Source organism: Mycobacterium sp. 1274756.6 (genome assembly GCF_001668625.1).
Classification (GTDB): Bacteria; Actinomycetota; Actinomycetes; order Mycobacteriales; family Mycobacteriaceae; genus Mycobacterium.
The window spans coordinates 64,753-90,937 of record NZ_LZLJ01000096.1 but is presented as its reverse complement, the minus strand read 5'-3'; the positions used below and the strand labels follow the sequence as shown (position 1 = coordinate 90,937).

The 26,185-nt window shown below is 72.3% G+C and carries 24 protein-coding genes and 1 pseudogene; 18 read left to right on the top strand and 7 right to left on the bottom strand.

Features of this window, described 5'->3' with window-relative positions:
• Positions 1-7: 7 nt before the first annotated feature.
• Both A5643_RS17375 and A5643_RS17370 read right to left on the bottom strand, forming a co-directional pair.
• Positions 8-889 carry a cytochrome c biogenesis CcdA family protein gene (locus tag A5643_RS17375; protein WP_066858553.1) on the bottom strand — a complete coding sequence of 294 codons (882 nt, stop codon included), beginning with the start codon at positions 887-889 and terminating at the stop codon, positions 8-10.
• Positions 886-1,584: a DsbA family protein gene (locus A5643_RS17370; protein WP_066858550.1), complete on the bottom strand. Its 699-nt coding sequence runs from the start codon at positions 1,582-1,584 to the stop codon at positions 886-888. Before A5643_RS17370 ends, A5643_RS17375 begins: the two co-directional genes overlap by 4 nt.
• 137 nt (positions 1,585-1,721) lie before the next feature.
• Between A5643_RS17370 and A5643_RS17365 the strand changes: the two genes are divergently transcribed.
• Positions 1,722-2,780: a L,D-transpeptidase gene (locus A5643_RS17365; protein ID WP_082949041.1), complete on the top strand. Its 1,059-nt coding sequence runs from the start codon at positions 1,722-1,724 to the stop codon at positions 2,778-2,780.
• 14 nt (positions 2,781-2,794) lie between these two features.
• On the opposite strand, the gene ripB is transcribed toward A5643_RS17365, so the two are convergent.
• Together ripB and A5643_RS17355 are read right to left on the bottom strand one after the other, a co-directional pair.
• Positions 2,795-3,490: an NlpC/P60 family peptidoglycan endopeptidase RipB gene (ripB, locus tag A5643_RS17360; protein ID WP_066858547.1), complete on the bottom strand. Its 696-nt coding sequence runs from the start codon at positions 3,488-3,490 to the stop codon at positions 2,795-2,797.
• Positions 3,491-3,628: 138 nt separating this feature from the next.
• A complete protein-coding gene (locus A5643_RS17355) occupies positions 3,629-4,654 on the bottom strand; it encodes a fused (3R)-hydroxyacyl-ACP dehydratase subunits HadA/HadB (protein WP_066858544.1) in 1,026 nt (341 codons plus the stop codon).
• 284 nt (positions 4,655-4,938) lie between these two features.
• On the opposite strand from A5643_RS17355, the gene A5643_RS17350 reads away from it, so the two are divergent.
• Together A5643_RS17350 and A5643_RS17345 are read left to right on the top strand one after the other, a co-directional pair.
• Positions 4,939-5,904: a DoxX family membrane protein gene (locus tag A5643_RS17350; protein WP_066858540.1), complete on the top strand. Its 966-nt coding sequence runs from the start codon at positions 4,939-4,941 to the stop codon at positions 5,902-5,904.
• Positions 5,905-6,105: 201 nt separating this feature from the next.
• The gene (locus A5643_RS17345) at positions 6,106-6,489 is read left to right on the top strand and encodes a hypothetical protein (RefSeq protein WP_066858537.1); all 384 of its coding nucleotides are present in this window, start codon (positions 6,106-6,108) and stop codon (positions 6,487-6,489) included.
• Positions 6,490-6,614: 125 nt separating this feature from the next.
• On the opposite strand, the gene A5643_RS17340 is transcribed toward A5643_RS17345, so the two are convergent.
• Complete coding sequence (locus A5643_RS17340; RefSeq protein ID WP_231995666.1) at positions 6,615-7,370, bottom strand: GNAT family N-acetyltransferase; 756 nt, start codon at positions 7,368-7,370, stop codon at positions 6,615-6,617.
• Between the two features lie 144 nt (positions 7,371-7,514).
• Here A5643_RS17340 and A5643_RS17335 point away from each other — a divergent pair, with 144 nt between their 5' ends.
• The 12 genes and pseudogenes from A5643_RS17335 (at position 7,515) to A5643_RS17280 (ending at position 20,717) form a co-directional block, all read left to right on the top strand.
• Positions 7,515-8,186 carry a GNAT family N-acetyltransferase gene (locus A5643_RS17335; RefSeq protein ID WP_066858532.1) on the top strand — a complete coding sequence of 224 codons (672 nt, stop codon included), beginning with the start codon at positions 7,515-7,517 and terminating at the stop codon, positions 8,184-8,186.
• Positions 8,187-8,312: 126 nt separating this feature from the next.
• Positions 8,313-8,615, top strand: a complete 303-nt coding sequence (locus tag A5643_RS17330; protein ID WP_066858529.1) for a PE domain-containing protein — start codon at positions 8,313-8,315, stop codon at positions 8,613-8,615.
• Between the two features lie 15 nt (positions 8,616-8,630).
• A complete protein-coding gene (locus tag A5643_RS17325) occupies positions 8,631-9,815 on the top strand; it encodes a PPE domain-containing protein (RefSeq protein WP_066858526.1) in 1,185 nt (394 codons plus the stop codon).
• Between the two features lie 188 nt (positions 9,816-10,003).
• The gene (locus A5643_RS17320) at positions 10,004-10,339 is read left to right on the top strand and encodes a hypothetical protein (protein ID WP_066858524.1); all 336 of its coding nucleotides are present in this window, start codon (positions 10,004-10,006) and stop codon (positions 10,337-10,339) included.
• Between the two features lie 39 nt (positions 10,340-10,378).
• A complete protein-coding gene (locus A5643_RS17315; protein WP_066858521.1) occupies positions 10,379-10,669 on the top strand; it encodes a WXG100 family type VII secretion target in 291 nt (96 codons plus the stop codon).
• 50 nt (positions 10,670-10,719) lie between these two features.
• On the top strand, positions 10,720-11,550 hold the full coding sequence (locus tag A5643_RS17310) for an ESX secretion-associated protein EspG (RefSeq protein WP_066858518.1): 831 nt from the start codon (positions 10,720-10,722) through the stop codon (positions 11,548-11,550).
• A 30-nt stretch (positions 11,551-11,580) separates the two neighbouring features.
• Entirely contained in the window at positions 11,581-12,585 is a 1,005-nt protein-coding gene (locus tag A5643_RS17305) for a MinD/ParA family ATP-binding protein (RefSeq protein ID WP_082949039.1), read from the top strand.
• The gene (eccD, locus tag A5643_RS17300; protein ID WP_082949038.1) at positions 12,585-14,075 is read left to right on the top strand and encodes a type VII secretion integral membrane protein EccD; all 1,491 of its coding nucleotides are present in this window, start codon (positions 12,585-12,587) and stop codon (positions 14,073-14,075) included. Before A5643_RS17305 ends, eccD begins: the two co-directional genes overlap by 1 nt.
• A pseudogene (locus A5643_RS18810) lies at positions 14,072-15,676 on the top strand (S8 family serine peptidase). Before eccD ends, A5643_RS18810 begins: the two are co-directional and overlap by 4 nt.
• On the top strand, positions 15,673-17,196 hold the full coding sequence (gene eccE / locus A5643_RS17290) for a type VII secretion protein EccE (RefSeq protein ID WP_066858512.1): 1,524 nt from the start codon (positions 15,673-15,675) through the stop codon (positions 17,194-17,196). The pseudogene A5643_RS18810 and the gene eccE overlap by 4 nt, the downstream one beginning before the upstream one ends.
• 13 nt (positions 17,197-17,209) lie before the next feature.
• Complete coding sequence (gene eccA, locus A5643_RS17285; protein ID WP_197497764.1) at positions 17,210-19,099, top strand: type VII secretion AAA-ATPase EccA; 1,890 nt, start codon at positions 17,210-17,212, stop codon at positions 19,097-19,099.
• Positions 19,100-19,181: 82 nt separating this feature from the next.
• Positions 19,182-20,717, top strand: coding sequence for a PPE family protein (locus A5643_RS17280; protein ID WP_066858624.1), 1,536 nt, complete (start codon positions 19,182-19,184; stop codon positions 20,715-20,717).
• Here the strand turns inward: A5643_RS17280 and A5643_RS17275 are convergent.
• Together A5643_RS17275 and A5643_RS17270 are read right to left on the bottom strand one after the other, a co-directional pair.
• On the bottom strand, positions 20,714-21,511 hold the full coding sequence (locus A5643_RS17275; protein WP_066858509.1) for a HugZ family pyridoxamine 5'-phosphate oxidase: 798 nt from the start codon (positions 21,509-21,511) through the stop codon (positions 20,714-20,716). The genes A5643_RS17280 and A5643_RS17275 overlap by 4 nt on opposite strands.
• 26 nt (positions 21,512-21,537) lie before the next feature.
• The gene (locus A5643_RS17270; RefSeq protein WP_066858506.1) at positions 21,538-21,945 is read right to left on the bottom strand and encodes a TIGR03668 family PPOX class F420-dependent oxidoreductase; all 408 of its coding nucleotides are present in this window, start codon (positions 21,943-21,945) and stop codon (positions 21,538-21,540) included.
• A 79-nt stretch (positions 21,946-22,024) separates the two neighbouring features.
• Between A5643_RS17270 and A5643_RS17265 the strand changes: the two genes are divergently transcribed.
• Genes A5643_RS17265 through A5643_RS17255 form a run of 3 tightly spaced genes read left to right on the top strand, consistent with a single transcriptional unit; the run spans position 22,025 to position 26,176 of the window.
• Complete coding sequence (locus tag A5643_RS17265; protein WP_066858503.1) at positions 22,025-23,074, top strand: S1C family serine protease; 1,050 nt, start codon at positions 22,025-22,027, stop codon at positions 23,072-23,074.
• A 10-nt stretch (positions 23,075-23,084) separates the two neighbouring features.
• Entirely contained in the window at positions 23,085-24,848 is a 1,764-nt protein-coding gene (gene treS / locus A5643_RS17260) for a maltose alpha-D-glucosyltransferase (protein ID WP_066858500.1), read from the top strand.
• Positions 24,848-26,176: a maltokinase N-terminal cap-like domain-containing protein gene (locus tag A5643_RS17255; protein ID WP_066858497.1), complete on the top strand. Its 1,329-nt coding sequence runs from the start codon at positions 24,848-24,850 to the stop codon at positions 26,174-26,176. Before treS ends, A5643_RS17255 begins: the two co-directional genes overlap by 1 nt.
• Positions 26,177-26,185: the final 9 nt, after the last annotated feature.

The following is a 26,185-nucleotide window of genomic DNA, read 5'->3' as shown; positions in this document are numbered from 1 at the left end:
GGGAAACCTACGTAGCGCCATAGTAGCTGGGCTCGTGTTCCGCCGGATCGTCGGTCGTGTCGGCCATCGCCCGGGCGCGGCGACGCCACAGCCGGTAGGCCCGCCAGCCGATGAGCACCGCCACGACGACCAGCAGCACCACGGGGCCGTTGATGCTCGCCGACACTCGGCTCAGCCAGAGCTGCAGGTCGTATTCGGCGTCGACGGACAAGACGCCGCCGAGGTTGGCGGTGCCCTCGCTGAGGAGGAACAGCCCGCCGATGCCGATCATGACCAGGCCGGTGATCAACGATGTGGTGTGAGTCTGCAGCGGGCCGAGACGCACCGGACGCCCGCGCAACCACCGCCGGCCGGTGAGGTCGAAGCGCTCCCACAACCCGGCCAGCAGGAACAGCGGCGCCGCCATCCCGAGTGCGTAGAGTGCCATCAGCACCGCGCCGTAACCGGGGTCGGCGCCCATCGCCGACACCGTCAGCACCGCACCCAGCAGCGGGCCCGCGCAGAAGCCGGCCAGTCCGTAGACCGCGCCGAGCGCCAGCACCGACACCGTCGTCGAGATCCGGATCCGGCCGGTCAGGCGTTGTGCGCCGGGCAGACCGGCACCCCGGCCGAAGACCGTCAGGACACCGAACCCGATCAGCACCAGGCCCCCGATCAGGGTGACTTCGCTGCGGTAGCGGGTGACCGCCTCGCCCGCGGCCCCCACCCCGGCCCCGAGCGGCACCAACACCGCGCACAGGCCGATCCAGAACACCACGGTCCGCCGGATCAGCAACTCCACCCGGTCGAATGCGTAGGCGAAGAACGACGGGAGCAGCAGCGCCGAACAGGGGCTGAGCAGTGCCGCCAGCCCGGCGAGGAAGGCGCCGACCATGCCGATGCTGCTCATCGCGGATCCACCGCCGCGTCGACGGCACGGACGAACTCCTCGGTCGGCTGCGCCCCGAGCAACGGCACCCCGTCGATCAGGAACGCCGGGGTGCTGGGCACGCCGATGCTGTTGCCCTGCGCCAGGTCAGCGGCGATCGAGTCATCGAACGCGCTGCCCCGCATGCCCGCGGTGAAGGCGTCGATGTCGGGCACCCCGGCCTGCGTGGCGAAGTCGATGAGGCTCTGTTCGGTGAAGTCGGCCTTTTGCCGGTCCGGCGCCGCCGCGTACACCGCCCGGTTGAACTCCCAGAACCGGCCCTGCTCGCCGGCGGCCCGGCCGGCGCGCGCGGCCAGCATCGACTGGTCGCCGAAGATCGGGAAATCGCGCCATTCGATGCGCAACGCGCCGGTGTCGACGAACCGCTCGATGAGCACCGGTCCGGTCTCACGACTGAACTTGGCGCAGAACGGGCAGCGGTAATCGGAGAAGACCACCATCGCCACCGGCGCGTCCGGATCGCCCAGCGCCAACGGGTCGTCGGCGTCGCGGCGCTCCATCGGGGCGCCGCCGTCGCCGGCAGCGGTGTCGCCCGGGGTTTGCGCCGCGGCGGGGAGGTCCCCGCCGGTCGCGGGAGCGGGGTCCCGGCCCGCGTCGATGACCAGATAGGCGATCAGCGCTACGGCGATCACCACCAATACGCCGATGAACGCCATGTCCTTGCGGACGCTGTCGCGACCGAGATCGCTCACCCTCACCTCCGTGCTAGCGTCTAATACGTACTTACGGCGTAGCTACGTAGGTTTGTTTGTAGCACACCGCCGGTCGGTGGTGACCAGACGGGAGGCAGGACGTGTCGGTCGGTTCGGCCCAACGAAGACGCAGGGGCAGGCGGGCGGCAGCGACGACGCTGGCCGGGTTGGCGCTGGTCGCCGCCCTCGTCGTCACCGCCAGCCGCACACCCGCCCGAGTGTCGGCGGTGGACGCCGCGGCAATCCCCGCCACCCCGGCTGCCTCCGCCACCTCGGCGCCGCCGGCGGTCCCGGCGACCCAGGCCTCGGCCCTCGCGACCGCCAACCCCGGCCGGGCGAGCCGGGTCGGCTTCGCCACCACCTCCGGCGCCGATCTCGTCGACGGCGGCACCTACGGCGTCGGGACGGTGATCGTGGCCGCTTTCGACGAACCCGTGACCGACCGGCGCGCCGCGGAGAGCAGGCTCTCGGTCGCCACCGACCCGCCCGTTGCCGGGTCCTGGTACTGGATGGACGGTCAGCACGCGCACTGGCGTCCGCAGGAGTATTACCGGCCCGGCACCCGCATCGTGGCCAACGCCGACAGCTACGGCAACGACCTGGCAGGCGGCACCTACGGCGATCGCGACAGCAGCGTCGCCTTCCGCATCGGCGACTCCCACATCTCTATCGCCGACGACGCGACGAAACAGATCGAGGTCTACGACAACGGTGAGCTCGTTCGGACCATCCCCACCTCGATGGGAATGGGCGGAACCGAAACCTTCGGCGGCACCACGATTTCCTTCTGGACCCAACCGGGTGTCTACACCGTGATGGACAAGTCCGAGAGCGTCGTCATGGACTCGTCGACCTATGGGCTGCCAATCGATTCGCCGTCCGGTTACCAGGAAACGGTCAACAACGCGGTGCGGTTGACCAACAGCGGAATCTACGTCCACCAACTCGACAGCACGATCTGGGCGCAGGGGAACACCAACGTGTCGCACGGCTGCCTCAACGTCAACGGTGATCACGCGCGATGGTTCTACGAGTTCTCCCGGCCCGGAGACGTTTTCGAGGTACGCAATACCGGTGGCAACCCGTTGCCGGTGTGGCAGAACGGTGACTGGAGCGTGCCCTGGGACGAATGGCTCGCCGGAAGCGCGCTGGCCGGATAACCCCCGGTCGACGGTCAGGTCTCGATGATGCGGGTGGCGTAGGGCGTCATCCCCGAGAGGCGCACCGCGGAAACCTTCACCGGCACACCGGTCTGCTGCGCCTCGACCATCCGGCCACCGCCGAGGTAGAGGGCTTCGTGCTGGCCGCCGCCAGGGCCCCAGAACAGCAGATCGCCACGTTTGGCCTGTGAGCGCGGGACATGACGACCCGCGGTGTACTGGTCGCCGGACCAGCGGGGCAACAGCACGCCGACCCCGGCGAACGCGTAGCGGGTTAATCCGGAGCAGTCGAACCCGACGGTGCCCGCGCCGGAGTCGACGCCGGCGCTGGGTCCGGTCAGGCTGCCGCCGCCCCAGGAGTAGGGCACTCCGAGCTGGGTTCCGGCGCGGCGGATCACGTACTCGATGGCCTGCGGGCCGTCGGCCCGGCCGAATGCGGCGGGCGAGCCGGGTGAGGGTGCCGTGCCCGAAAGGCCGAAGCGGGAGAAGAATTCGCGGGCCAGCCGCAGCGTGGTGTCGGTGGCGTCGCGGGTGGCTTGCAACGACGCGTTGGCGATCGCCACCGGATCGCCGGGGGCTCCGGCGCTGACCCGGCGGGGCAGCGTGGGATCCCAGGCCTCGCCGTCGGCTCCGGCGGGGGCGGGCGGCAGGCCCAGCAGTGCCGGGGCGAGGGCGAGGGCACCGATCCGGAGTACTTCCCGGCGACGCATGGCAGACCTCCACGGCAGGACGCGAATCCTTGCTACGCAATTGGTACGTACGTAGCTAGACCGTAGGCAGTGGGTGTGCCCGACGCCAGGCTTACGGCGTCTCGATTCGGTAACCGTTGCGGCGGCCGCGTCCGCGACTCAGGCGAAACGGACGTTCAGCGTGGCCAACCCGAAGATCTTGCGGCCGCCGGACTTCGCGGTGACGATGACCACGCCGCTGCGGGTGTCCGGGTCCAGCGACTTGACCCGACCGCCGAACTCGATGTCGGCGCCTTCGGTGGCCGACACGACGGCGGGTTGGGACAGCCGCACCGCGTAGCGGGTCACCGCGCCGGGGTCACCGGTCCACGCCGAGGCGAACCCGACCCCGAGGCCCATAGTCAGCATGCCGTGGGCGATCACGTCGGGCAGCCCGGCCAGCTTGGCGATCTCCTCATCCCAGTGAATGGGGTTGGCGTCGCCGGCGACGCCGGCGTAGTTGACCAGGTCGCCGCGGGAGAGCCGGGTGTGGTGCACCGGCAGCTCGTCGCCGACCTTGATGTCCTCGAAGCGCGCCGTGCCGGGCGTGCGGGTGAGCGTCCCGTCGGCGACGTGGATGTCCCCGTCCGGGCGCACCGTCTTGCGGTAGCCGCCGGATTCGTCGTCGGCGAACAGGTTGACGTCGTGCATCATGGCGTTCTGCACCGCGGTTCGGATCGCCGGGTCGACGTCCTCGGCGGTGACCCCGACGACGGTGGTGTGCAGGGTGTGCACCCGCTCCCCGGCGGTGTCGGTGAAGGTGTTGGTCACCGTGATCAGGTCCCGACCGGCGATGCTGCGCGCCGAGGTCAGCTCGACGTCGGTACGCAGCTCCTCGCCGGCGACGATCGGGCGGTGCTGCTCGAAGACCTCCTCGGTCTGCAGGTAGGTGTCGTAGCCCACGACCACCGACTCGAACATGTACCGGTTGGTCGCCATCGCCGGGATGGAGGTGAAGGCCAGCGGCGCCACGAGGTCGGAGTAGCCCAGCTTGGCCGCGGCCTCGACGTCCCAGTGCGCGGGGTGATAGTCCTGGACCGCGCGGGCGTACTCGCGGATCTTCTCGCGCCCGACCTGGTACGGGTCGTCCATCTGGTAGTAGTGGCCGACCCGGGATTCGAGCGTCGACGCCTCTGCTGTGGTCATGGATTGCTCAACATTTCTCTCGGCTAGTTGGCTGTTGCCGACCCCAGCACACTAACGCCTGAGCCGGTGATCACGACATTCGCTCGTCGCGCCGGCGTCGATCGGGTGACCTGCGCAGAACCGCCGCCGGGTTTACCGCCCGCGGGTTCCGGGCATTCTCGGCGGAACCGACGACCGGTATCTAGCATGAGGACGTTCGGTTCACCCGAGGGTTTAAAAGCGCCGCCCGCGGCGCGGGGAGGATGTGGAACAGATGACGCGACTGCCAGAGAACGGGAGCGGCCATGTTGCTTCGTAGGATCGCCCGGCCCCTGCTCTCCGCTGCCTTCATCGGGCAGGGCGTGGAGGCCCTGCGCAACCCCGACGCGGCCGCGGAAGCCGCTCGCCCCGCCACGGAGTATCTGCGGGGGACTTCGGCGGCGACCGACGGCAGTGTTCTGGAGGACCCCAAGCGGTTCGCTCGGATCACCGCGGCCGTGCAGATCGGGGCCGGGCTGCTGCTTGCGACCGGCAAGTTGCCGCGGACCTCGTCGGCGGTGCTGGCGGCGACCGTGATTCCGGCCAACCTGGGCGCGCACATGTTCTGGACCGAAACCGACCCGGTCCGCAAGCTGGAGAAGCGCCGGGCCTTCCTCACCGACGTGAGCTTGCTCGGCGGGCTCATGATCGCGTCCGCGGACACCGCGGGACGCCCGTCGCTGGGTTGGCGCGGCCAGCGCGCGGCCAAGCGCTTCACCGAATCGGTGTCCTCGACGTTCGGCGACAACTCGTCGTCCTGGCTGGAGGACAGTGAACTGGGGGAGCGGTTGTCCCATGGCCTGCAGTCCGGCCTCGAGCATGGCCGCGAGCTGGCCAGCACGGCCGGGGAGAAGAGCGCACCGCTGTTGGAGGCGGCGCGCAAACGCGGCAGCGAGCTGGCCGAGACGGCCCTGGAGCGCGGCGCGCACTTCGCCGAGCGGGCCCGCGAGCGCGGCGCCGACTTCGCCGAGGTCGCCCGGGAGCGGGGTGCTGATCTGGCGGAGACGGCGCGCGAGCGGGGCGCGGACTTCGCCGAGGTCGCGCGGGAGCGGGGCGCGGACTTCGCCGACACGGCCCGGGACCGCGGAATCGACTGGGCCGAAACCGCCCGTGCGCGTGGTGTGGACCTGGCCGAGACAGCCCGCGAGCGCGGCGTCGAACTCGCCGAGAACGCCCGCAAGGAGCGGCGCAAGAAGAAGCGCCTGGCCGCCCTGGTGCCCGGCCGGCGCTAGCCCCGCTGAGCGGGCCGGCGGCGCCGCCCACGGTATGATGCGGCTGACCGGAGCGTTGCACGCTCCGCGGCAGAAGCGAACACGCGTTGACCTTGCAACGCGAGCCCAGTTCGCTGACGAGTTCACCGCTGACCTGCGCCGATGCGTGCTGCGTCAGCGCACGCCACAGTCATCCGTCCCGGATGAGAAGGAAGGTTTACGTTGACCAGGCTCACCCAGGCGATCGGTGCGATCCTCGTGGTTACCGGTGTGGTCGCCTACATCGCCACGTCGGCGGCCAGCGTGACGGCGCTCATTCCCGCGTTCGTCGGGGCCGCCCTACTGGCAGCGGGTCTCATCGCGCGCAAGCCCGCGGCACATCGCCACGCGATCCACGCCGCGCTCGTCGTGGCGCTGATCGGTGCGCTCGGCTCGTTGATGCAGGTCGCCAAGATCGGTGCCCTGTTCGACGGCACCGCGGAGCGCCCCGCCGCCATCATCGTCAGCACCGTGATGTTCGTGCTGCTGGTCGGCTACCTGGTGGCCGGCGTGCGCTCGTTCATCGCCGCCCGCCAGGCCCAGCCGGAGTCCGACCCGGCCGCGTAACGGTCCGGTGTCCCGCCGAGCGTGACGCTGGGTTCACGTTCGGCGTCGAATGTGCGCCTGGGTTCACGCTCGGCGGTGGGGGCGCGGCGTGCGGCGCGGCCGTTTCCCACCTTCGGGGCCGCCTGCTACCCGGGCCCGGCGGAGTCGGCGACCCGCCGGGTGAGCCGAGTCCGCACCGCGGGCCAATCCTCGGCGATCACCGAGAACAGCACCGAGTCGCGCACGGTGCCGTCCTCGCGACGAAACTGTCGGCGCAACGTTCCCTCGTAGTGGGCGCCGAGGCGGGCGATCGCCTGCTGCGACCGATGATTGCGGATGTCGGTCTTGAGCTGTACCCGACCCGCCCGCAGCGTGTCGAACGCGTAGCCGAGCAGCAGCAGCTTCGCCTCGGGGTTGACCGCCGAGCGCCACACCGTCGGGGCATAGAGGGTGAAGCCGATCTCCAACCACGCATCACGTGGGTGCGCATCGAGGTAGGACGACGTACCGACGATTGCTCCGGCCGGTACGCCGCCGACGGACCGTCGGAGACGCAGTACCCACGGCTGCCAGTCCGGCTGAGCGCACCGCTCTCGCAAAATCTGCTGGAAGTGCTCGACATCTCGTGGTCGGCCTGGGACGTGTTCCCACACTTCGTCGTGGTCGAGCGCCCGCAGCAAGCCGCCGGCGTCGGGTTCGGGGTCGAGCGGGGACAGCTGCACCGCCTCACCGGTAAGGACGGTGCCGCGCGGAACCGGCCAGCGCATCTCCGGCCAAACGGTATCGGCCGCCCGAGGGTCGGGGCGGGGCCTGAAGCGGTCGAGCTCACCGGTCGTCACCGCACGGACGATAACGACCTCGCGTGCGGCGCGGCCAACTATTTTCCGGCCGACCTCGCGCAAAACCGCTCGAGCGTGAACCAGTGCGCACGTTCGGCCTCGAACGCGCGCCTGGGTTCCCGCTCGGTGGCCGGGCCGCCGGCCCGCAGCTGCACAGATGCCGAAAGCCCCCGGCAGATCCCGCGCGGCTGTTCTACGCTCGATGGCATGACTGACCTCGACCAGACGGCCGCCCGCCGTGAGATTGCCGACGCCCTGCTCAGTGCGCTCAACCGTCGTCACGAAGTGCTCGACGTGATCGTCGAAGCCGAGGACCGCGCCGCCGCCGTCGAGGCGGTCGGGAAACTGCTCGGCACCTCGCGAGCGGGCAGCGAAGCGGTGATCGGGCTGTCCTTCGACCGGATCACCAAGGACGCCCGCAAGCGGATCGCCGCGGAGTTGGACGACCTGAACAGCCAGCTCAGCTTCACCCTCGCGGACCGGCCGGCCAGCTCGGGCGACACCCTGGAACTGCGGCCGTTCGCCGGCAAGTCCGACCGGGACATCTTCGAGGAGCGCACCGCCGACGTCGGCGCCGCCGGTGACGGTTCGGGTGGCCCGCCCACCGAGATCGACGAAGAGATCCGCGCGGCCATGGCCCGCGGCAACGACGAGGAATCCGCCTGGTTTGTCGCCGTGGAAGGGGACCAGAAGGTCGGGATGGTGTTCGGCGAGCTCACCGGCGGTGAGGTCAACGTCCGCATCTGGATCCGACCCGAGATGCGCAAACGCGGCTACGGAACCGCCGCCCTGCGCAAGTCACGGTCGGAGATGGCGGCCTACTTCCCGGCGGTGCCGATGGTGGTGCGCGCCCCGGGCGCCGACCCCAACGCCGAGTGACGCTCGGCGACACCGGATAACGTCCCGAATAACTTCCCGCGCGGTATCGACAGCGCCGCCCGGGCGGTCCTAAACTCAGAGGGTTCCGCGGGTCCGCACGACGGACGCGATCTGGGGAGGCGGACCATGTCGCTACTGGATGTGAACACCGCCGCTGTCGGCGGATCGGCCCTCGTCGAAGCGGTCATCAGCGGCGAGATGGCCGCCACCACCGCAGGCGGCGCCGCGGCGCTGGTGGCGGTGGCCCCGTTGGCCGCCGACGCGGATTCCGCCGCCTTCGCCGCCGCGCTCAGCGCCGCCGGCGGCGCCTACCTGGGGGTAGCCGCCGAACACGTCGGCCAGCGGTACGCCTTCTCGGGCGCCCAGAACCTGGCCGCCGCCACCTATCTGGTGGGCGAACTCGCCAGCGCCGCCCGCCTCACCCTCTAACGCCGGACGCCCGCCGTGCTCGACCCGCGGTGGCTGGGACCGCCCGAGATCATCGCGGCCACCTTCGAGGTGGGGCCCGGACCGGCGGCGACCTTGGCCAACCAGGTCGTGTGGCTCACCGAAGCCGTCAACCACGAGCTGATGACGGGGGTATCCGCGGCCAACACCGCGGCCACGTCGACCCAGTGGATCGGGCTGGGCGGAACGGCGTCGGCGACCGCGGTCACCGGGCTCAACGCCGGACTGCAGACCCTGATCGGGTGGATCACCCACAAGATCGCGGTGACCCAGGCCGCCGTCGAGGCCTACACCGTCGCGGCGTCGACGGTGGTGCCGTCGGTGGTCTGCCAAGCCAACCGCGACGAGTGGTCGGTGCTGACCGCCACGAACCTGCTGGGCTTCAACACCCCGGCGATCGTCGCCCTGGACACCGAATACTTCGGCGAGCACTACCCGCACAACTCCGGGATCGCCACTGCCTACGCCGGCGTGCTCGGCGCGCTCACCGCCGCGCTGGCGCTGCCGCCCCCGCCCGCGCTGCCGGCCGCGTCGCCGGGCGCACCCGCCGCCGCCGGTGAGACGCTGGCCGAAACGGCTGCCACCACGGTGGCCGACGACTTCGGTCCCGCTGCCGGGCTTGCCGCGCCGGGCGCCCAGGTGGGCGACGGTGCCGGCGGGATCGGTTCGGCGGTCGGGCAGTTGCCCCAGCTCGCCGTCGGCATGGTCCAACCCCTCCAAGGCGTCGCCGAGGTGCCGGCGCAATTCGCGCAGGCCGCGGCGAGCCCGGCGCAGTCGTTGACGGGTGTCTTCGGCACCCTCAGCGGTGGGATGTTCCCGACCGCCACCGCGTCGCCGGCGGCCGCCGTTCCGGCCGCGGCGGGGACATCGCCGGAACCGGGCGGTCTGGCCGAAGGCACTCGCGGCGCGCCGCTGCCGGGCGCGGTCGGTGGCTACCCGCTGGGCGCCACCCGCTACACCCAACCGACGAGCAGTTTCACCGCGGAGAACGCCGGTCGGCCCATCGGCCTGAAGGCCGAGCCGGTCACCACCGCCACCGCGCCGACCGAATCCGGCCGCGGGGTCGTCGGCGCCCCGGTGGTCGGCGGTGCGCCGCTGGCCCGACCGACGGCGCGGGAGCAGTCGGCGGGCGCCGACGGGGCCGTCGCGCAGGCCCGCATTGTCATCGACCGCGACCGGTGAACGCGCCGGAGCCCCGAAGGCCCCGGAGAGCCGCCTATCCCGGTTGCGAATGATGGTGCTGTGCACCGTGTTACACGTGAAACCAAAGTTTTTGAACAAGGCGCAGGCGGTGAAGTGACATACGTCACAGCAGGCCTACACTTCTTTGCACGGACCCCGCCGGGGTGCGCCGAGCAAGGGAGGTTCAGATGTCAGACGTACCGTCCGGGGGCGGCGTCATCGTCACACCGGAGATGATGCTCGAAGCGCAACGGGCCATCGAGACCGCTCTGGTCGACGCGCAGACGGCGGCCAACCGCTACCTGGCCGAGCATGAGGACGCCGCCCCCGGCTACTCCGGGGACGGATTCAACGCCTCGTACTCGACCGCGATCCGGATCCAGCATGACATGACCAAACTGCTCACCGCCGGGACCGGTCTGGCGCACGGCCTCGGCAAGGTCGCCGCCCTGATGCAACATCACGAACTGGAAGCCGCTCACAACTTCGCGGCCTTCGTCCCCGACGCTCCGGCGAGCGTCTGACCGGCACCGGCCACGGTGTGGACCCGAAGGTGAAAGACCATGACCAACCAGATCACCTACAACTACGGTGTTGTCTTCGGACTGGCCTCCTCGGTCGGACAGCAGGCCGGCGTGCTCGACCAGGACCTGCAGAGCGTCGTCAGCCAGACCAACCGGATCGCCGAGTTCTTCCTCGGCAATGCGCACACCGCCTTCGCTGAGCGGCAATCCGCGGTGATCAGCTCGCTCGCCGACCTCATCGAGACGATGGCCACCCACGGCCAGCTGATCAACCACACCGGGCACAGCGCCCACGAAACCGACCAGCTCGGAACGACCTTCTTCACCTGACGCCCACCCGGATCGGACCCCGCACCGGTCCGGTCCCGGGAGGCGGCGACGTGTTGACCACCACCGTCGACGGACTCTGGGCGCTGCAGGCGCTGACGGGCATCGAGGTTCTCAGCCCCGAGCTCGGCCTGCGGCCGCTGCTGCCGCGCCTGGAGACCGCCGCAACCGCGCTGCGCCATCCGGTCATCGCCGAGTTGCGGTCGGCCGGCGTCGTCGATGCGACCGGCGCCGTCACCGCCCCGGTCACCGAGTGGCTGACGGTGCTGGCCCGGCGTGACATCGCGCTGTTCGCCGCCGTCCGCACCGGCGCCGAATCGGTACCGCTGAAGGTGTTGCTGGCCCGCTACGCGCGGTGGTGGGCGGTGCTCGAGCGCCGCGGCGACCTCGTCGCACTCAGCGGGGTGGGCCAGACCGTCGAGCGCACCGGCGCCGAGGCGATCGTCGCCGCCCAGGTCGAGCGGATCTGCGGCACTGCACCGCCGGCGCCGCTGCGCCCGATCACCGTGCCCCTCGAGGCGCTGCGCTCCGCAGGCAGCCTGCCCGCGTTGCGGGCCGCGCTGGCCGGGCACCGGCTGGATGGCGACCAGATCCGGTTGGTGATCGCCGCCGCCGACCCGCAGCGCTCCACGCAGGCGTCGCTGGTCGCGTTGCAGTCCGGCATCGACGGCACGGGGCCCGCCCGCACCCACGTCGACCCGGCGGCGGTCACGATCATCGACACCGACGAAGGCCGCCTCTGCGTCGAACAGGCGGTGCTCGACGGCCGGCGCTGGGCCGTCATCGCGCCGGGAACACCGAGCGCCGTCTCCGCCGCCCTCGGCCGGATGCTGCGGCGGCTACCCGCCCCGAACGGATGGCACTGCCACCGAAAAGCCGTGTGACACACGGCCACGACAGATAGGCGAGATCTCATGACAACCCCGCGCAAAGTGGCATTGACATCGGTAGAGCCGAGCGACCAGCACGCCGCGACGCTGGAATCCGTATCGAACACGGTGCGGATCTCCGATCTGGTGGCGCCCCGGCGGATCCCGCCGCACGCCGGCTGGCGCAAGACGGTCCACATCCTCAGCGCCCACACCCTCAACCCCGGCGAATCCCGAACCGAACGCCACTACCGTGAGCTGCGGGACCGGATCCGCCGACATATCCGCCGGCAGTACGTGATCGGCGTCGTCGCGGGCAAGGGCGGGGTCGGCAAGACCACGGTCACCGCGTGCCTGGGCGGCGTGTTCCGGGAATGCCGACCGGAGAACGTCGTCGCCATCGACGCGGCCCCCGGTTTCAACACCCTGGCCGGCCGGATCGACGAGAACCCGCCCGGCGACTATGCCGCCGTCCTCAACGACGGTGACGTCCACGGCTACGCCGACATTCGAGAACACCTGGGCCAGAACGATATCGGCCTGGACGTGCTGGCAGGCAACCAGTCCTCGGACCAACCCCGGCCGCTGGAGCCGGCGATGTTCGAGGGGGTGTTGTCCCGGCTGCGCCGCACCCACACCGTCATCCTGGTCGACACCGCCGACGACCTCGAGCACCCCGTCATGGCCGCGGTGCTGGCCGGTTGCGACACCCTGGTGTTCGTCTCCGGCCTCACCGCCGACACCGCGCTGCCGGTGACCCGCGCCATCGATCTGCTGCGCGCGCTGGGACACCACGAGCTGGTGGCCCAGAGCACCGTCGTGCTCAACGACAACCGCAACCGCTACGACCGGGACACCCGGCGCTATCTCAGTGAACGGTTCGCCCAATCCGGGGCGACGGTGGAGTTCCTGCCCTACGACCCGCACCTGGCCAAGGGCGGCATCATCGACACCCGCCACGAACTCAACAAGGCCACCCGCCTGCGCCTCTACGAGATCACCGCCGCGGTCGCCGACAAGTACGTTCCCGACGCCGACAGGCGACCCTGATGACCGCCGCGCCCACCCCGACCCGCTGCGCGGTCGCGGTGGTGTGCGGCCCGCACCTCGTCTCGCAGGTGCTGCCCGCGGCGGTGCCGGTGGAGATGTTCATCGACGACGTGGTCGAACTCGTCGACGACGAACTCAAACGCCGCGGCCACACCGGGCTGGACGCCGATGTCGGCTACCGGCTGCACAAGGCCGACGGCACCCGGCTGGACTGCGCGCGAGCCCTGGACGAACTCGGCATCGAGGACGGCACCACGCTGGTCCTGGCGGTGGCCGAACCCGGCGAGTCCTTCGAACCGCACTACGAGTCGCTCTCCACCGGGCTGGCGCGGATCGGCCAACGGCTTTTCGCGCCGGTCAGCGCGCAGACCGCCGTGCACACCGCGCTGGCGATGCTGGCCGCCGCCGTCGCGGTGACGATCGGGCTGGCGCTGCGGGCGCGCAGCGCCGGGGCGGTGCCGATCCCGGCGCTGGCCGCCGGAGTCCCGGGACTGCTGGCGGCGGGCGCGGCGCTCGGCACCCGGCGGCAGCGGCCGGAACAGCACGACCTGGTCGCCGGGCTCGGCTGGGCGGCGGTGCCACTGCTGGCGTGCGGAGCAGCCGTCGCCGCACCCGGCGATCTGGGCGCACCCCACGTCTTCATCGGGGCGCTCGCGATCGTGGTGGGAGCGTGGCTGGCCCCGGCCGCGGCCCGCTGGCAGCGCACCGCGGCGACGGCGGTGATCACCGGCGCCGCGCTCGTCGGCGCGGTGGCCGCCGTACGGATGTGGCAGCCCGTCCCGGGGCCCTGGCTGGGGATGGGCGCGCTGGTCGGGCTGCTGCTGTTGCTCACGTTCGCCCCGACGATCACGCTGTGGACGGCCCGCATCCGGCCGCCGCAGTTCGGCTCGATCACCGGCCGCGACCTGTTCCACCACCGCGCGGGGCTGCCGAGCGACGCGGTCAGCCCCGTCGACCTCGACCACCCGGCCGACCACCCGGCCGCCGACGACGATCCCGCCGCCACGCCCCGCGGCGCCCACATCGCCGAACTGGCGATCCGGGCCCACAGCGCGCTCACCGGCATCTGCATCGGCGCGGCGCTGGCGCTGCCGGTCGCGGTCTGGGCCACCCTCACCCCGGGCCGGTCGACCGCACCGACCGTGCTGGCCGCCCTGTTCGTCGTCATCTTCCTCAGCCGGGCCCGGGCGTTCGCCGCCCGCCCGCAGGCCGTCGCCCTGGTGTGCGGGGCGGCGGGCGCCGTCTGCGCCGCGATTGCCAAGTACGTCCTCGCCCAGCCGCCGACCGCGGGTCCGGCGCTGCTGGCCGGCGTGGTCGCGCTGTTCGGCTTCGCCGCCGCCGGCCTGCTCGCGGCGATGCTGGTGCCGGCCACCACGTTCACCCCGCTGGTGCGGATGGCCGTCGAATGGGCCGAACTGGTGGCCATCGTCATCGCCCTGCCGCTGGCCGCCTGGATCTCCGGGCTGTTCACCTGGGTGCGGATGCGATGAGCCGGGGACACGGCGTCGGTGCCGCAGCGCTGGCCGTCCTGGTGATCGGCGCGTCGGCCACCGCACCGCAGGCCGCGGCGATCCCGCCGCCGCGCGTCGACCCCGCCCGCGTCCCCGCCGACGGAACTCCCGGCCCCGAGCAGCCGATGCGGCAAAGCAACATCTGCGCCCGGGCCATCACCGTCGCCGACCCCGACATCACCCGCACCGCGCCCGGATTCACGATGCTGGGGCTCGCCGCGGCCTGGCGCTACTCGACCGGCAACGGCGTCCCGGTCGCGGTGATCGACACCGGCGTCAACCCCAGCCCGCGGGTGCCGGTGATCGGCGGCGGGAAGGCGGGTGTGGCCGGCATCGGGGCCGGCATCGCGATCCCCTGGGGTGCGGCGGCGATGAGGGCGGCGACCACGGTGCCGTGGGCGTCGCAGTCGCTGAGGCCGTCGCCGCCCATGATGTAGTCGCCGCCGCCGATCACCGGCACCCGCGGGCTGGGGTTGACGCCGGTGTCGATCACCGCGACCGTGCCGGCCCCGCCGCCGGGCGAGCCTCCACCGCCCGAGCCACCGCCGCCCGCCCAGCCCGCGAGCGGGCCGGGCCAGGCCGGCCTCGACGACCCCGACGACCCCGAGGTGCCGCCGCCACCACCCGGGGCGCCCGACGGCGTGGCCGGGGTGGCCCCGCACGCCGTGATCATCGCGATCCGGCAGTCATCGCGGGCCTACGAGCCCGAACATCCCCAGCCCGGCGACCTGGAGGCCCGCCGGAAAGCCGGCACGGTCGCGACGCTGGCCAGCGCCGTCGTGCACGCCGCCAACCTGGGCGCCAAGGTGATCAACATCAGCGTCACCTCCTGCACCGCGGCGGCCGACCCGCTCGACCAGGGCGCGCTGGGCGCGGCGCTCTGGTACGCGGCGACCGTCCGCGACGCCGTCATCGTCACCGCGGCGGGCAACGACGGCGAAGACGACTGCGCGCAGAACCCGTACTTCGATCCGCTCGACCCCGCCGACCCGCGTGACTGGCATCAGGTCAAGACGATCTCGTCGCCGTCGTGGTTCGCCGACTACGTGCTGTCGGTGGGCGCGGTGGACAACACCGGGGCACCGATCACCCGAAGCCTCACCGGGCCGTGGGTGGCGGTCGCGGCGCCCGGCGTCGGGATCATGGGGCTCTCCCCGGAGACCGCCGGACCGGTCAACGCCTACCCGCCGGTGCGGCCCGGCGAGAAGACCATGCCGTTCTGGGGCACGAGCTTCTCGGCCGCGTACGTCAGCGGGGTCGCGGCGCTGGTGCGCGCCCGCTACCCCGACCTCTCGGCGCACCAGGTGATCAACCGGATCCGGCAGACCGCGCACAACCCGCCGCGCGGGGTGGACAACCGGGTCGGCTACGGGGTGGTGGACCCGGTGGCGGCGTTGACCTTCGCCGTTCCCGACGGGCCGCGGCTGGCCCCCGACGCGCAAACCCGGCTGGTGCTGCCGGAGCCGCCGCCACCGCCACCGGACCGGCGCGCCCGCACCGTCGCGCTGTTGTTCGCCGCCGCCGTGGCCGCCGGCACCGCGGGCGCGGGGCTGCTCACCCGACTCAGGCGGACCCGATGACCCCGCCGACGGCGATCGCGGTCACCGCGGCCACCCTCGCCACGACCGGCGCGGGCTGGGCGGCCGCCGGAACGGTGGGCGGTGCCGCCGGGCTGGCGGTCGGTTTGGTGGTCGGCGTGCTCCCGTGCTGGGGGCGCCCGCCGTGGTCCTGGGGGCTGCTCTGGTGGCGACGCAACCGGCCGTTCGACCGGCCGGCGCCGGTCACCGCCACCAACGACCGCTCCGGTGCGGGCGTCCGCTACCAGGACGGGGTCGCGGCCGTCGCCGTCCAGGTGCTGGGGCGCGCCCACCGGCCCACCCGGTTCACCGGGTCGGCGGCCGCCGCCACCGACAACACCCTCGACGTCGCGGCGCTGCCGCCGCTGTTGCGCCAGAGCCTCGGGCTGCGGCTCGCTTCGCTCAGCCTGGTCAGCACCGGCGCCCGCCGGGGAACCAGCGGCAACTACCCGGCGCTGTACGACACCCTGCTCGGCACGCCGCCGTACGCGGGCCGGCGGGAGACCTGGCTGATCGCGCGGCTGCCGGCGCTGCCCAACGCCGAGGCGCTGCGCTGGCGGGAATCGGTGGGCGCGGCGGCGGTGGCAGCCGGGCAGCGGATCGCCGCGGCCCTCCGCGAACGCGGCATCCGGGCCCGCACCGCCACCGCCACCGACATCGCCGAACTGGAACTGCGCCTGGGGTGTTCGGCCCTCGCGGTGGGCAACCGCGGCTGGCGGGCGCTGCGCGGCGAGCCGGGCTGGCTGAGCAGCTACGACTACACCGGCCCGCTGACCGCCGACGGACTCGGGCGGCCATGGTCGCTGCGCGTCGACGGCGTCTCCACGAACCTCACCGTCTTCGCCGACCGCACCGTCGCGGTCACCGTCACGGTGCGCACCGCGCAGCCGCCGTCGGCGCCGCCGAGCACCCTGCTGCGCGCGCTGCCGGGCCTGCAGGCGCAGACCCTGGCGGCCGCGCTGTGCGGGCCCGCCACCCCGCCGGAGCCGGTCGCGCGCCGGCGCCTGCCCGCGACGCTCGCCGTCCCGGTCGGCCCCTCCGGGGTGCTGCTGGGCAAAACCGACAACGGATGTCGGCTGCTGCTGCCCTTCGACGACCCGGTGCACACCAGCCGGGTGACCGTCGCCGCCGACGATGCGGTGACCAAACGCCTGATCGTGCGGCTCGCCGGGGCGGGGGAGCGCATCACCGTGCACACCACCGACGCGGGACGCTGGTCGAGCCTGCGGATGCCGGCGGTGACGGTCACCGACCGGATCCGCCCCGCCGCGGGCAGCACGATCAGCGTCGTCGACGGCACCGTCGCCCCCGCCCCACGGCCCGCCACCACGCTGGTGGTGGGCGCGGACACCGCCCGCACGGCCGCCGACGTCGCGATCAGCCAAACCGGGCCGGACACCCTCGAGGTCCGCGCCGACGGACAGACCCACCGGGTGCAGATGGAGCTGTTCCGCGCCGAGGACCGCTACGCCGAACCGGGGGACGCCGCGGCGCGACGCCCGGTGCTGCACCTCGTCGAGTAGGCCGGAGGCACCGATGTCCGCACCCACCGCCGCCGCCCGGAGACGCTTCGACCAGGCGATGGCGGTGTTCGCCCGGGACCCGGCCGCGGCGCGGGACCGGTTCCGTGAGGCGACCGAGGCGGACCCGTCGATGGCCGACGCCTGGTTGGGCCGGATCGCCGCCGGCGAAGAGACCCTGAGCGCGCTCGAACAGCTCTACCACTACGGCCCGCGCATCCACCGCGAGACCACCCGGCTGGGCACCAACCTCGCCGCGGCGATCAAAGCCGGCCCCTACCTGGCGATCTCGGTGACCGAGGCCTCGCACGCCGGGCTGGCGCTGGCCGGCGCCCTCATCGACGGCGGCCAGTACGCCCGGGCCGACGCGCTGCTGTTGGATCCGGCGCTGCTGGACAGCTGGGAGAACCACCAGTGGCACCAGCACATCCGGGCCTACCTGATGTTCGCCTCCCGCCGGTGGCCCGACGTACTCACGATCGCGGCCACCGTGCTGCCGCCACAGGCCATCGTGATGGCCGCGGTCTCCGCGGCGACCGCCGCCCTGGCCGCCCACGCCGCCGCCCACCTCGGCCAGCCGCGGGTCGCGTTGGACTGGGTGGACCGGGTGGAGCTGAGCACCGCCCCGGCGCGTCCGGGCCCGGCCGCCGGAAGCGAGCCGCTGTCGGCCATCGACCCGACGGAGTTCCCGCTCATCGCCGCCGACCTGGCCTACCTGCGCGGCATGGCGCACCGGGAACTCGGCGAGGAGGACCGCGCCGCCATCTGGTTGTCGAAAGCGACCGTCAACGGGGTGCTCACCGACGCGGCCAACCGGGCGCTGGCCGACCCGACCGTGCACCTGGCGGTCACCGACGAGGCGACGATCAACAGCCGCACCGACATCTGGGATCCCGCCACCGAACGCAGCGCGCACGACCGGGCCGAGGAGCAGCACCGGCAGCGGCGAGCCGAGCTGCTCGCCGAGGGCAGAGCGCTGCTGGCCAACCAGGTGGGCCTGGCCGAGGTCAAACAGGCGGTGGCCGAACTCGAGGACCAGATCGAGGTGCGCGCCCTGCGGCTGGCCGCGGACCTGCCGGTGGTCAACCAGACCAACCACATGCTGCTGGTCGGCCCGCCCGGCACCGGCAAGACCACCACCGCCGAAGCGCTGGGCAAGATCTACGCCGGGCTGGGGATCGTGCGCCACCCGGAGATCATCGAGGTCAAGCGCGCCGATTTCTGCGGTGAGCACATCGGGGCCTCAGGGCCGCGAACCAACGAACTGATCCAGCGTTCGCTGGGCCGGATCCTGTTCATGGACGAGTTCTACTCCCTGGTGGAACGCCACCAGGACGGCCGGCCGGACATGATCGGCATGGAGGCGGTCAACCAGCTGCTGACCGCGTTGGAGGTGCACCGCTTCGACTTCTGCTTCATCGGCGCCGGGTATGAGGAGCAGGTCGATGAATTCCTCACCGTCAACCCCGGCCTGGCCGGCCGGTTCAACCGCAAGCTGCGCTTCAGCTCCTACCGACCGGAGGAGTTGGTGGAGATCGCCGCCCGGTACGGCGAGCCGCGGGCCACCGTCCTCGACGCCGACGCCCGGGCCGCGCTGCTGCGCTACTGCGCGACGCTCTGGTCCTATCGGGCGCCGGACGGGACATCCGGCGTCGACGTGATGCACAACGGGCGGTTCGCCCGCAACGTGGTTGAGCGGGCCGAACGGCTGCGCGACTCCCGGGCGGCGGCGCGCCACCGCGCCGCCGCCGGTTCGGTGTCGGTGGCGGACCTGACCACCGTGCGGGCCGCGGACATCGCGGCCGCCGCGCGGGAGGCCTGCGCGGAGAAGCACCTCGATCTCGGGGACCTCAGGGAAGACAGCGACGTGCCGGCCCTCGAGAACCTCGGCAACCCCGGGGACTGACCCCCCGCGGAAGACCGGCCGGCGGCCGCTCTATGCTGACATCTTGTCCAATTAGGTTAGGCATACCTATGAAAGGTGCATGGTGACCGCTCCCATCTGGATGGCGTTGCCGCCGGAAGTGCACTCGTTGCAGCTCAGCACCGGTCCCGGACCCGGTCCGCTGCTGGCCGCCGCCGGCGCCTGGCGTTCGCTGAGCGCGGGCTACTCCTCGGCCGCCGCCGAGCTCACCGCGCAACTGGGCGCCGCGCGCGGGGTCTGGTCGGGGCCCACCGCGGAGACCTATCAGGCCGCGCACCTGCCGTATCTGACCTGGCTGGCCCAGGCCACCACGGTCACGGCCGGGCAAGCCGTCCAGGTGGAGACCGCGGCCGGGGCCTACACCGCGGCGCTGGCGGCCATGCCCACCCTCGGCGAACTGGCCGCCAACCGCACCACCCTCGGGACGCTGGTCGCCACCAACTTCTTCGGCATCAACACGGTCCCGATCGCGCTCACCGAAGCCGACTACCTGCGGATGTGGATCCAGGCCGCGGTGACGATGAGCACTTACCACGCCGTCGCCGGGACGGCGCTGGCCGCAGCGCCGCCGACCACCCCGGCGCCGATGGTGCTGATCGCGCCCGATGCCGGTGTCTCCGCCACCGCCCTCGACGGCGCCGCCGCCGGCCGGGCCGCCGAGTCCGGTGGGGCGCTGACGTTCAACGACCCGATCGAGGAGTGGCTGTCGGGCTCCGAGCACTTCCTGGAGATGTACCAGATGATCAAACGGGTGGTGACCGACCCGGTCGGCACGATCGCGCAGATCATCACCGACTTCGCGGCCAACCCGTCCGAAGCGCTGACCACCTGGATGCCGTTGCTGTACCTGTTCGCCTACGGCGCGGTCTTCGCCGTGCTGGGCACCCCGCTGTACGCCGCGGTGCTCGGTCCGGCGGCCTCCGCGGCGATCCCGATCGCGTTGGGGCTGGCGGGGTTGTCCTATGTGACCCCCACCCCGGCCGACGTCGCCGTCGAGGAACCGGTCGAGGTGCCGGCCGCGCCGGCGGTCGACCAGCCGCTGGCGGTCGCCTCCAGCCCGGCCCCCGCCCCGGCCGCGGCGGCGCCGGCCTCCGCGCCGGCCGCCCCCGCGTCGGCCGCGGCGTCCGCTCCGAGTGCGGCGTCCCCGCCGCCGGCCGGACCCGAGATCGCCGCCTACGTCGTGCGCGGCGCCGGGCCGGGGTTCGGGGCCGGCCCCTCGATCCGGCACGGGGAGACCACCGAGCAGCAGGAGCCGAGCGCGGCCGCCGCCGTCGCCGCCGCCGCGGCCGCCCGGCGCCGCAACGCCGCAGCGCGTCGTCGCCGCCGCTCGGTCGGCCGGAACCGCGGCTACCGCTACGAATACGCCACCCTCGACCACAGCATCCCCGCCGAGGTCGCGGCGACGGCCGGCGTCGAGAGGCACCCCGAGACCTCGGACACCGGCGCCGGCCCGCTCGGCTTCGCCGGCACCGCGGTGCGTACCGCGGCGACACCGGTCGGGTTGACCGCCCTGGCCGAGGAGGAGGCGACCGACCGGCTCGACGCGCCGATGCTGCCGGGATCCTGGCGGCCGGAGACCCCGCACCCGGAGCGGAACTAGCCTTCCGCCCGGCGCGCCAACGCCGTCGCCGCCGCGCGTAACTCGTCGATGCCATCGAGCGGCTCGGCATAGCCGACCCGGGTGTAGGCCACCCCGCGCGGCGTGCTGACCTTCAGGTCCAGCCCGTACCGGTCGGCGCCGGTGCACAGCGCTGCGGTGCTGTCCGGGAAGCCGCCGAGCCGGCGCGCCATCGCCAGCAGCGAATCGGCGTGGTCGTCGTTGAGGTGGGCGATCGCACGCGCCGCGTGCGGGGAGACCGGGTCGGGCGACGCGGCGGCGTAGTCCGCGCCGCTCGCCGAGTCCATCCGGCCGTAGCCGCCCACCCAGCGCACCCGCTGCACCCGCAGCACCCACAGCGAGAAGTCGCTGTAGTCAATGTAGTACTTCGCGGCGGGCACCGCCGCCAGATGCGCCGCCCGGGCCGCGTCCGCCACCTCACCGGCGGGCTGCTCCACGACCCCGGCCAGGGTGACCCGGCTCGACGCCAGCGGATCACCGCCCGCCGACGGCGCCACCGCCGCGATGCTCGCCCGCTGATCGTGCCGCAGGTTGCGGCCGTGCTCGGCCATCGTGGACACGCACAGCACCGGGTCCCCGCCGAGCAAACCGTAGGTGACCATCGACGCCCACGGGTCGCCGTCGCCGGTGAGGGTCGCCAGCGTGCCGGTGTTGGTGGCGGCGGCGACGGTGCGGGCCTCCTCGGCGGCCGACGGCCGGGCCGGGTTGTCCAGATCGGTCAGCGGCGGCGGCACCGACGGGGCGTCGCCCGGGTCGCCATGGTCACGGGACGGCATGTCCGCACCCTAACGGCCCGACGCGCTCAGGCGTGCCAACTCGACCAGCGGTGCACGGCCACCGCGATCACCGGGCCGGCCAGCCCCACCGACGCGTACTGGGGGTACTTCGCCCGCAGCAGCCGGTGCCCGCGCCGCAGCACCGCACCCTCGTGGTGGACGACCGCGGCCCCGTCGGCCCGCACCCACCACAGCTGCGACCAGTCGTCGCAGTACCGGTCGACCAGCAGGCTCACCGCGGGTTCCGCGGCGATGTTGGTCAGCCGTTGCAGCCGCCCGGATGTCTTCGGTTTGGCGTCCACGGCGGTGTAGACGGTGTCGCCGTCGACGGCGAAAACCACCGCCACCAGATGCGGGCGCCGGTCGGGGCGCACGGTCGCCAGCCGGGCGACCGGCGCTGCGGCGAAGCGGGCCCGCGGCTCGAAACCGGGCACGCGCTACAACATAGGCCGATTTCGGCACTATCGTGGCAGGGAGTGCGCGAAACGCGCCCCGAATGGGAGGTAACGGGAGATGAGCGGGTACCACCGCCGGCCGCGCCGGTTCGCCTGGTTACTCGGTGCGCTGGCCACCTTGGGACTCGTGATCACCGCCGGGCCGGTGCACGCCGACCCGCCGCTGCCCGCGCCGCCGCTCGACCCGACCACCGCGGTCGCCCAGGTCGGGCCCGCGGTGGTCAACATCGACACCCAGATGGGCTACGCCCGGGCGGTCAGCGCCGGCACCGGCATCGTCATCGACCCCAGCGGCCTGGTGCTGACCAACAACCACGTCGTCGCCGGCGCCACCCAGATCAACGCCACCTCGGTGGGCACCCAGCAGTCCTATGACGTCGACGTGCTCGGCTACGACCGCACCCACGACGTGGCGCTGCTGCGGCTGCGCGGCGCCAGCGGGCTGCCGGTGGCCGACCTCGGCGACTCCAACACCGTCAGCGTCGGCGACCCGGTGATCGCGATGGGCAACGCCGGCGGCCAGGGCGGCACTCCGAGTGCGGTGCGTGGCTCGATCGTCTCGCTCAACGAGACGGTGTCGGCCTCCGACGACCTGACCGGCGCCTCGGAGACCCTCACCGGGATGCTGCGGGCCAGCACCCCGCTGCGCCCCGGCGACTCCGGCGGACCGATGGTCGACGCGACCGGCCGGGTCATCGGCGTCAACACCGCGGCCTCGGAGAACTACCGGATGGCCCAACCCGGCGGTGAGGGCTTCGCCATCCCGATCAACCAGGCGCTGGCCATCGCCAACCAGATCCGGTCCGGCAACGCCTCGGACACCGTGCACATCGGCGCCACCCCGTTCCTGGGGATCGGGGTCGTCGACTACAACGGGGCCGGGGCGCGCATCGTGCAGGTGCTCGACAACACCCCCGCCCAGCAAGCCGGCCTGCAACGCGGTGACGTCCTGCTCGGGCTCGGCGGCGAGCCCATCGACTCGGCCACCGCGCTGACCCGGGCGATCGACCTGCACCACCCCGGCGACACCGTCGAACTGCGCTGGCGCACCGCGACCGGCGCCGACCGCAACGCGAACATCACCCTCGCGGTGGGGCCGGTGGGCTAGTGATGCGGGCGTGAGCAGCGGAGCCACCGTCGACCCGACCGACGGCAGTCGCCTGGAAGGCGGTGTGGTCGAGCACCCCACCGCCGAGGACTTCGACACCGCGACCGCGCTGCCCGCCGACCCGACCTGGTTCAAACGGGCCGTCTTCTACGAGGTCCTGGTCCGGGCGTTCTACGACTCCGACGCCAACGGCGTCGGCGACCTGCGCGGCCTGACCGAACGGCTGGACTACCTCGAATGGCTCGGCGTCGACTGCCTGTGGCTGCCCCCGTTCTACGACTCCCCGCTGCGCGACGGCGGCTACGACATCCGCGACTTCTACAAGGTGCTGCCCGAATTCGGCACCGTCGACGACTTCGTCACCCTGCTCGACGAGGCGCACCGGCGCGGCATCCGGATCATCACCGACCTGGTGATGAACCACACCTCCGAATCGCACCAGTGGTTCCAGGAATCCCGCCGCGACCCCGACGGCCCCTACGGCGACTTCTACGTCTGGAGCGACACCAGCGACCGCTACGCCGACGCCCGGATCATCTTCGTCGACACCGAGGACTCCAACTGGACCTTCGACCCGCTGCGCCGCCAGTTCTACTGGCACCGGTTCTTCTCCCACCAGCCCGACCTCAACTACGACAACCCGGACGTGCAGGAGGCGATGCTCGACGTCCTGCGGTTCTGGCTCGCGCTAGGCATCGACGGATTCCGGCTGGACGCGGTGCCCTACCTGTTCGAGCGGGACGGCACCAACTGCGAGAACCTGCCGGAAACCCACGCCTTCCTCAAACGCTGCCGGCGCGTGGTCGACGAGGAGTTCCCCGGCCGGGTCCTGCTCGCCGAAGCCAACCAGTGGCCCGCCGACGTCGTGGAGTACTTCGGCGACCCGGCGACCGGCGGCGACGAATGCCACATGGCGTTCCACTTCCCGCTGATGCCGCGCATCTTCATGGCGGTGCGCCGCGAATCGCGGTTCCCGATCTCGGAGATCCTCGCCCAGACCCCGCCCATCCCCGAGCTGGCCCAGTGGGGCATTTTCCTGCGCAACCACGACGAGCTCACCCTCGAGATGGTCAGCGACGAGGAACGCGACTACATGTACGCCGAGTACGCCAAGGACCCGCGGATGAAGGCCAACGTCGGCATCCGGCGCCGGCTCGCCCCGCTGCTGGACAACGACCGCAGCCAGATCGAACTGTTCACCGCGATGCTGCTGTCGCTGCCGGGGTCACCGATCCTGTACTACGGCGACGAGATCGGCATGGGCGACATCATCTGGCTCGGCGACCGCGACGGCGTGCGCACCCCGATGCAGTGGACGCCGGACCGCAACGCCGGGTTCTCCACCGCCAACCCCGGCCGGCTGTACCTGCCGCCCTGCCAGGACCCGATCTACGGCTTCCAGTCGGTCAACGTCGAGGCGCAGCGCGACACCTCCACCTCGCTGCTGAACTGGACCCGCACCATGCTCGCCGTGCGCCGCCGCTACGACGCGTTCGCCGTCGGCGACTTCCGTGAACTCGGCGGCTCCAACCCGTCGATCCTGGCCTACGTCCGCGAGACCGACGACGCCGGCGGCACCGTGCTGTGCGTGAACAACCTCTCCCGCTTCCCGCAACCGATCGAGCTGAACCTGCAGCACTGGGCCGGTTACACGCCGGTGGAGTTGACCGGGCACGTCAACTTTCCCCGGATCGGGCAGCTGCCCTACCTGCTCACCCTGCCCGGCCACGGCTTCTACTGGTTTCGGCTCACCGAGTCCGAAGGGGACGCCTGATGGTCACCGTCAACCTCCCATTCACCGAATGGCTTCCGCAGCAACGCTGGTACGCCGGGCGCAGCCGCACCCTGGTCTCCGCCGAACCGGCCGTGGTGGCCGCCCTGCGCGACGACCTGGACCTGGTGCTCGTCGACGCCGGCTACGCCGACGGCTCCAGCGACCGGTACCAGGTCCTGGTCAGCTGGGACAACGCCCCGCCGCCGGAGTACCGCAACGCCGCCCGGATCGGCGCCGACGGCGACCGGGTCGGCTACGACGGCCTCTATGACCCGGCGGTCACCCGGTACCTGCTCGCCCTCATCGAGGCCTCCGACGAGCGGTCGGCGGTGATCTTCACCGCCGAACCCGGCGCCGCCCTACCCCCGCAGACCACCTCCTGGGTGCACGACGCCGAACAGTCCAACACCAGCGTCATCTTCGAGCAGGACGCCATCCTCAAGGTGTTCCGCCGGGTGCGGCCCGGGATCAACCCCGACATCGAGCTGAACGCGGTGCTGGCCCGCGCCGCCAGCCCCCATGTGGCCCGGCTGCTCGGGTCCTACCGGCTGGGCACCGAAGCCAAACCCACCCCGCTGGGCATGGTGTCGCAGTACGCGGCGAACTCCGCGGAGGGCTGGGCGATGGCCACCGCCAGCGTGCGCGACCTGTTCGCCGAGGGCGACCTGTACGCCCACGAGGTGGGCGGGGACTTCGCCGGCGAGTCCTACCGGCTGGGGGAGGCGGTCGCCGCGGTGCACACCACCCTCGCCGAGGCGCTGGGCACCGCACCCGCCCCGTTCCCGGTCGACGCGCTGATCGGCCGGCTCACCGAAACCGCCGCGACCGTGCCCGCGCTGCAGCCGCACATCGGCGCGGTCACCGCCCACTTCCGGCAACTGGCCGGCGAAACCATCACGGTGCAACGGGTGCACGGCGATCTGCACCTCGGGCAGGTGCTGCGCACCCCGGAGCACTGGCTGGTCATCGACTTCGAAGGCGAGCCGGGCCAGCCCACCGAGATCCGCCGCGCCCCCGATTCGCCGCTGCGCGACGTCGCCGGGATCCTGCGGTCCTTCGAGTACGCCGCCCACGAGCCGCTGCTGGAGCAGGGTGCGGAGAAAGCGGACAAGCAGCTCGCGATCCGGGCCCGGGAATGGATCGAGCGCAATCAGGCCGCGTTCTGCGACGGCTACGCCGCCGAATCCGGCAGCGACCCCCAGGATTTCGCGGCGCTGCTGACCGCCTATCAGCTCGACAAGGCCGTCTACGAAGCCGGCTACGAGTCCCGGCACCGGCCGAGCTGGCTGCCCATCCCGCTGCGTTTCATCACCGACCTGCTGGGCTGACCGGCACCG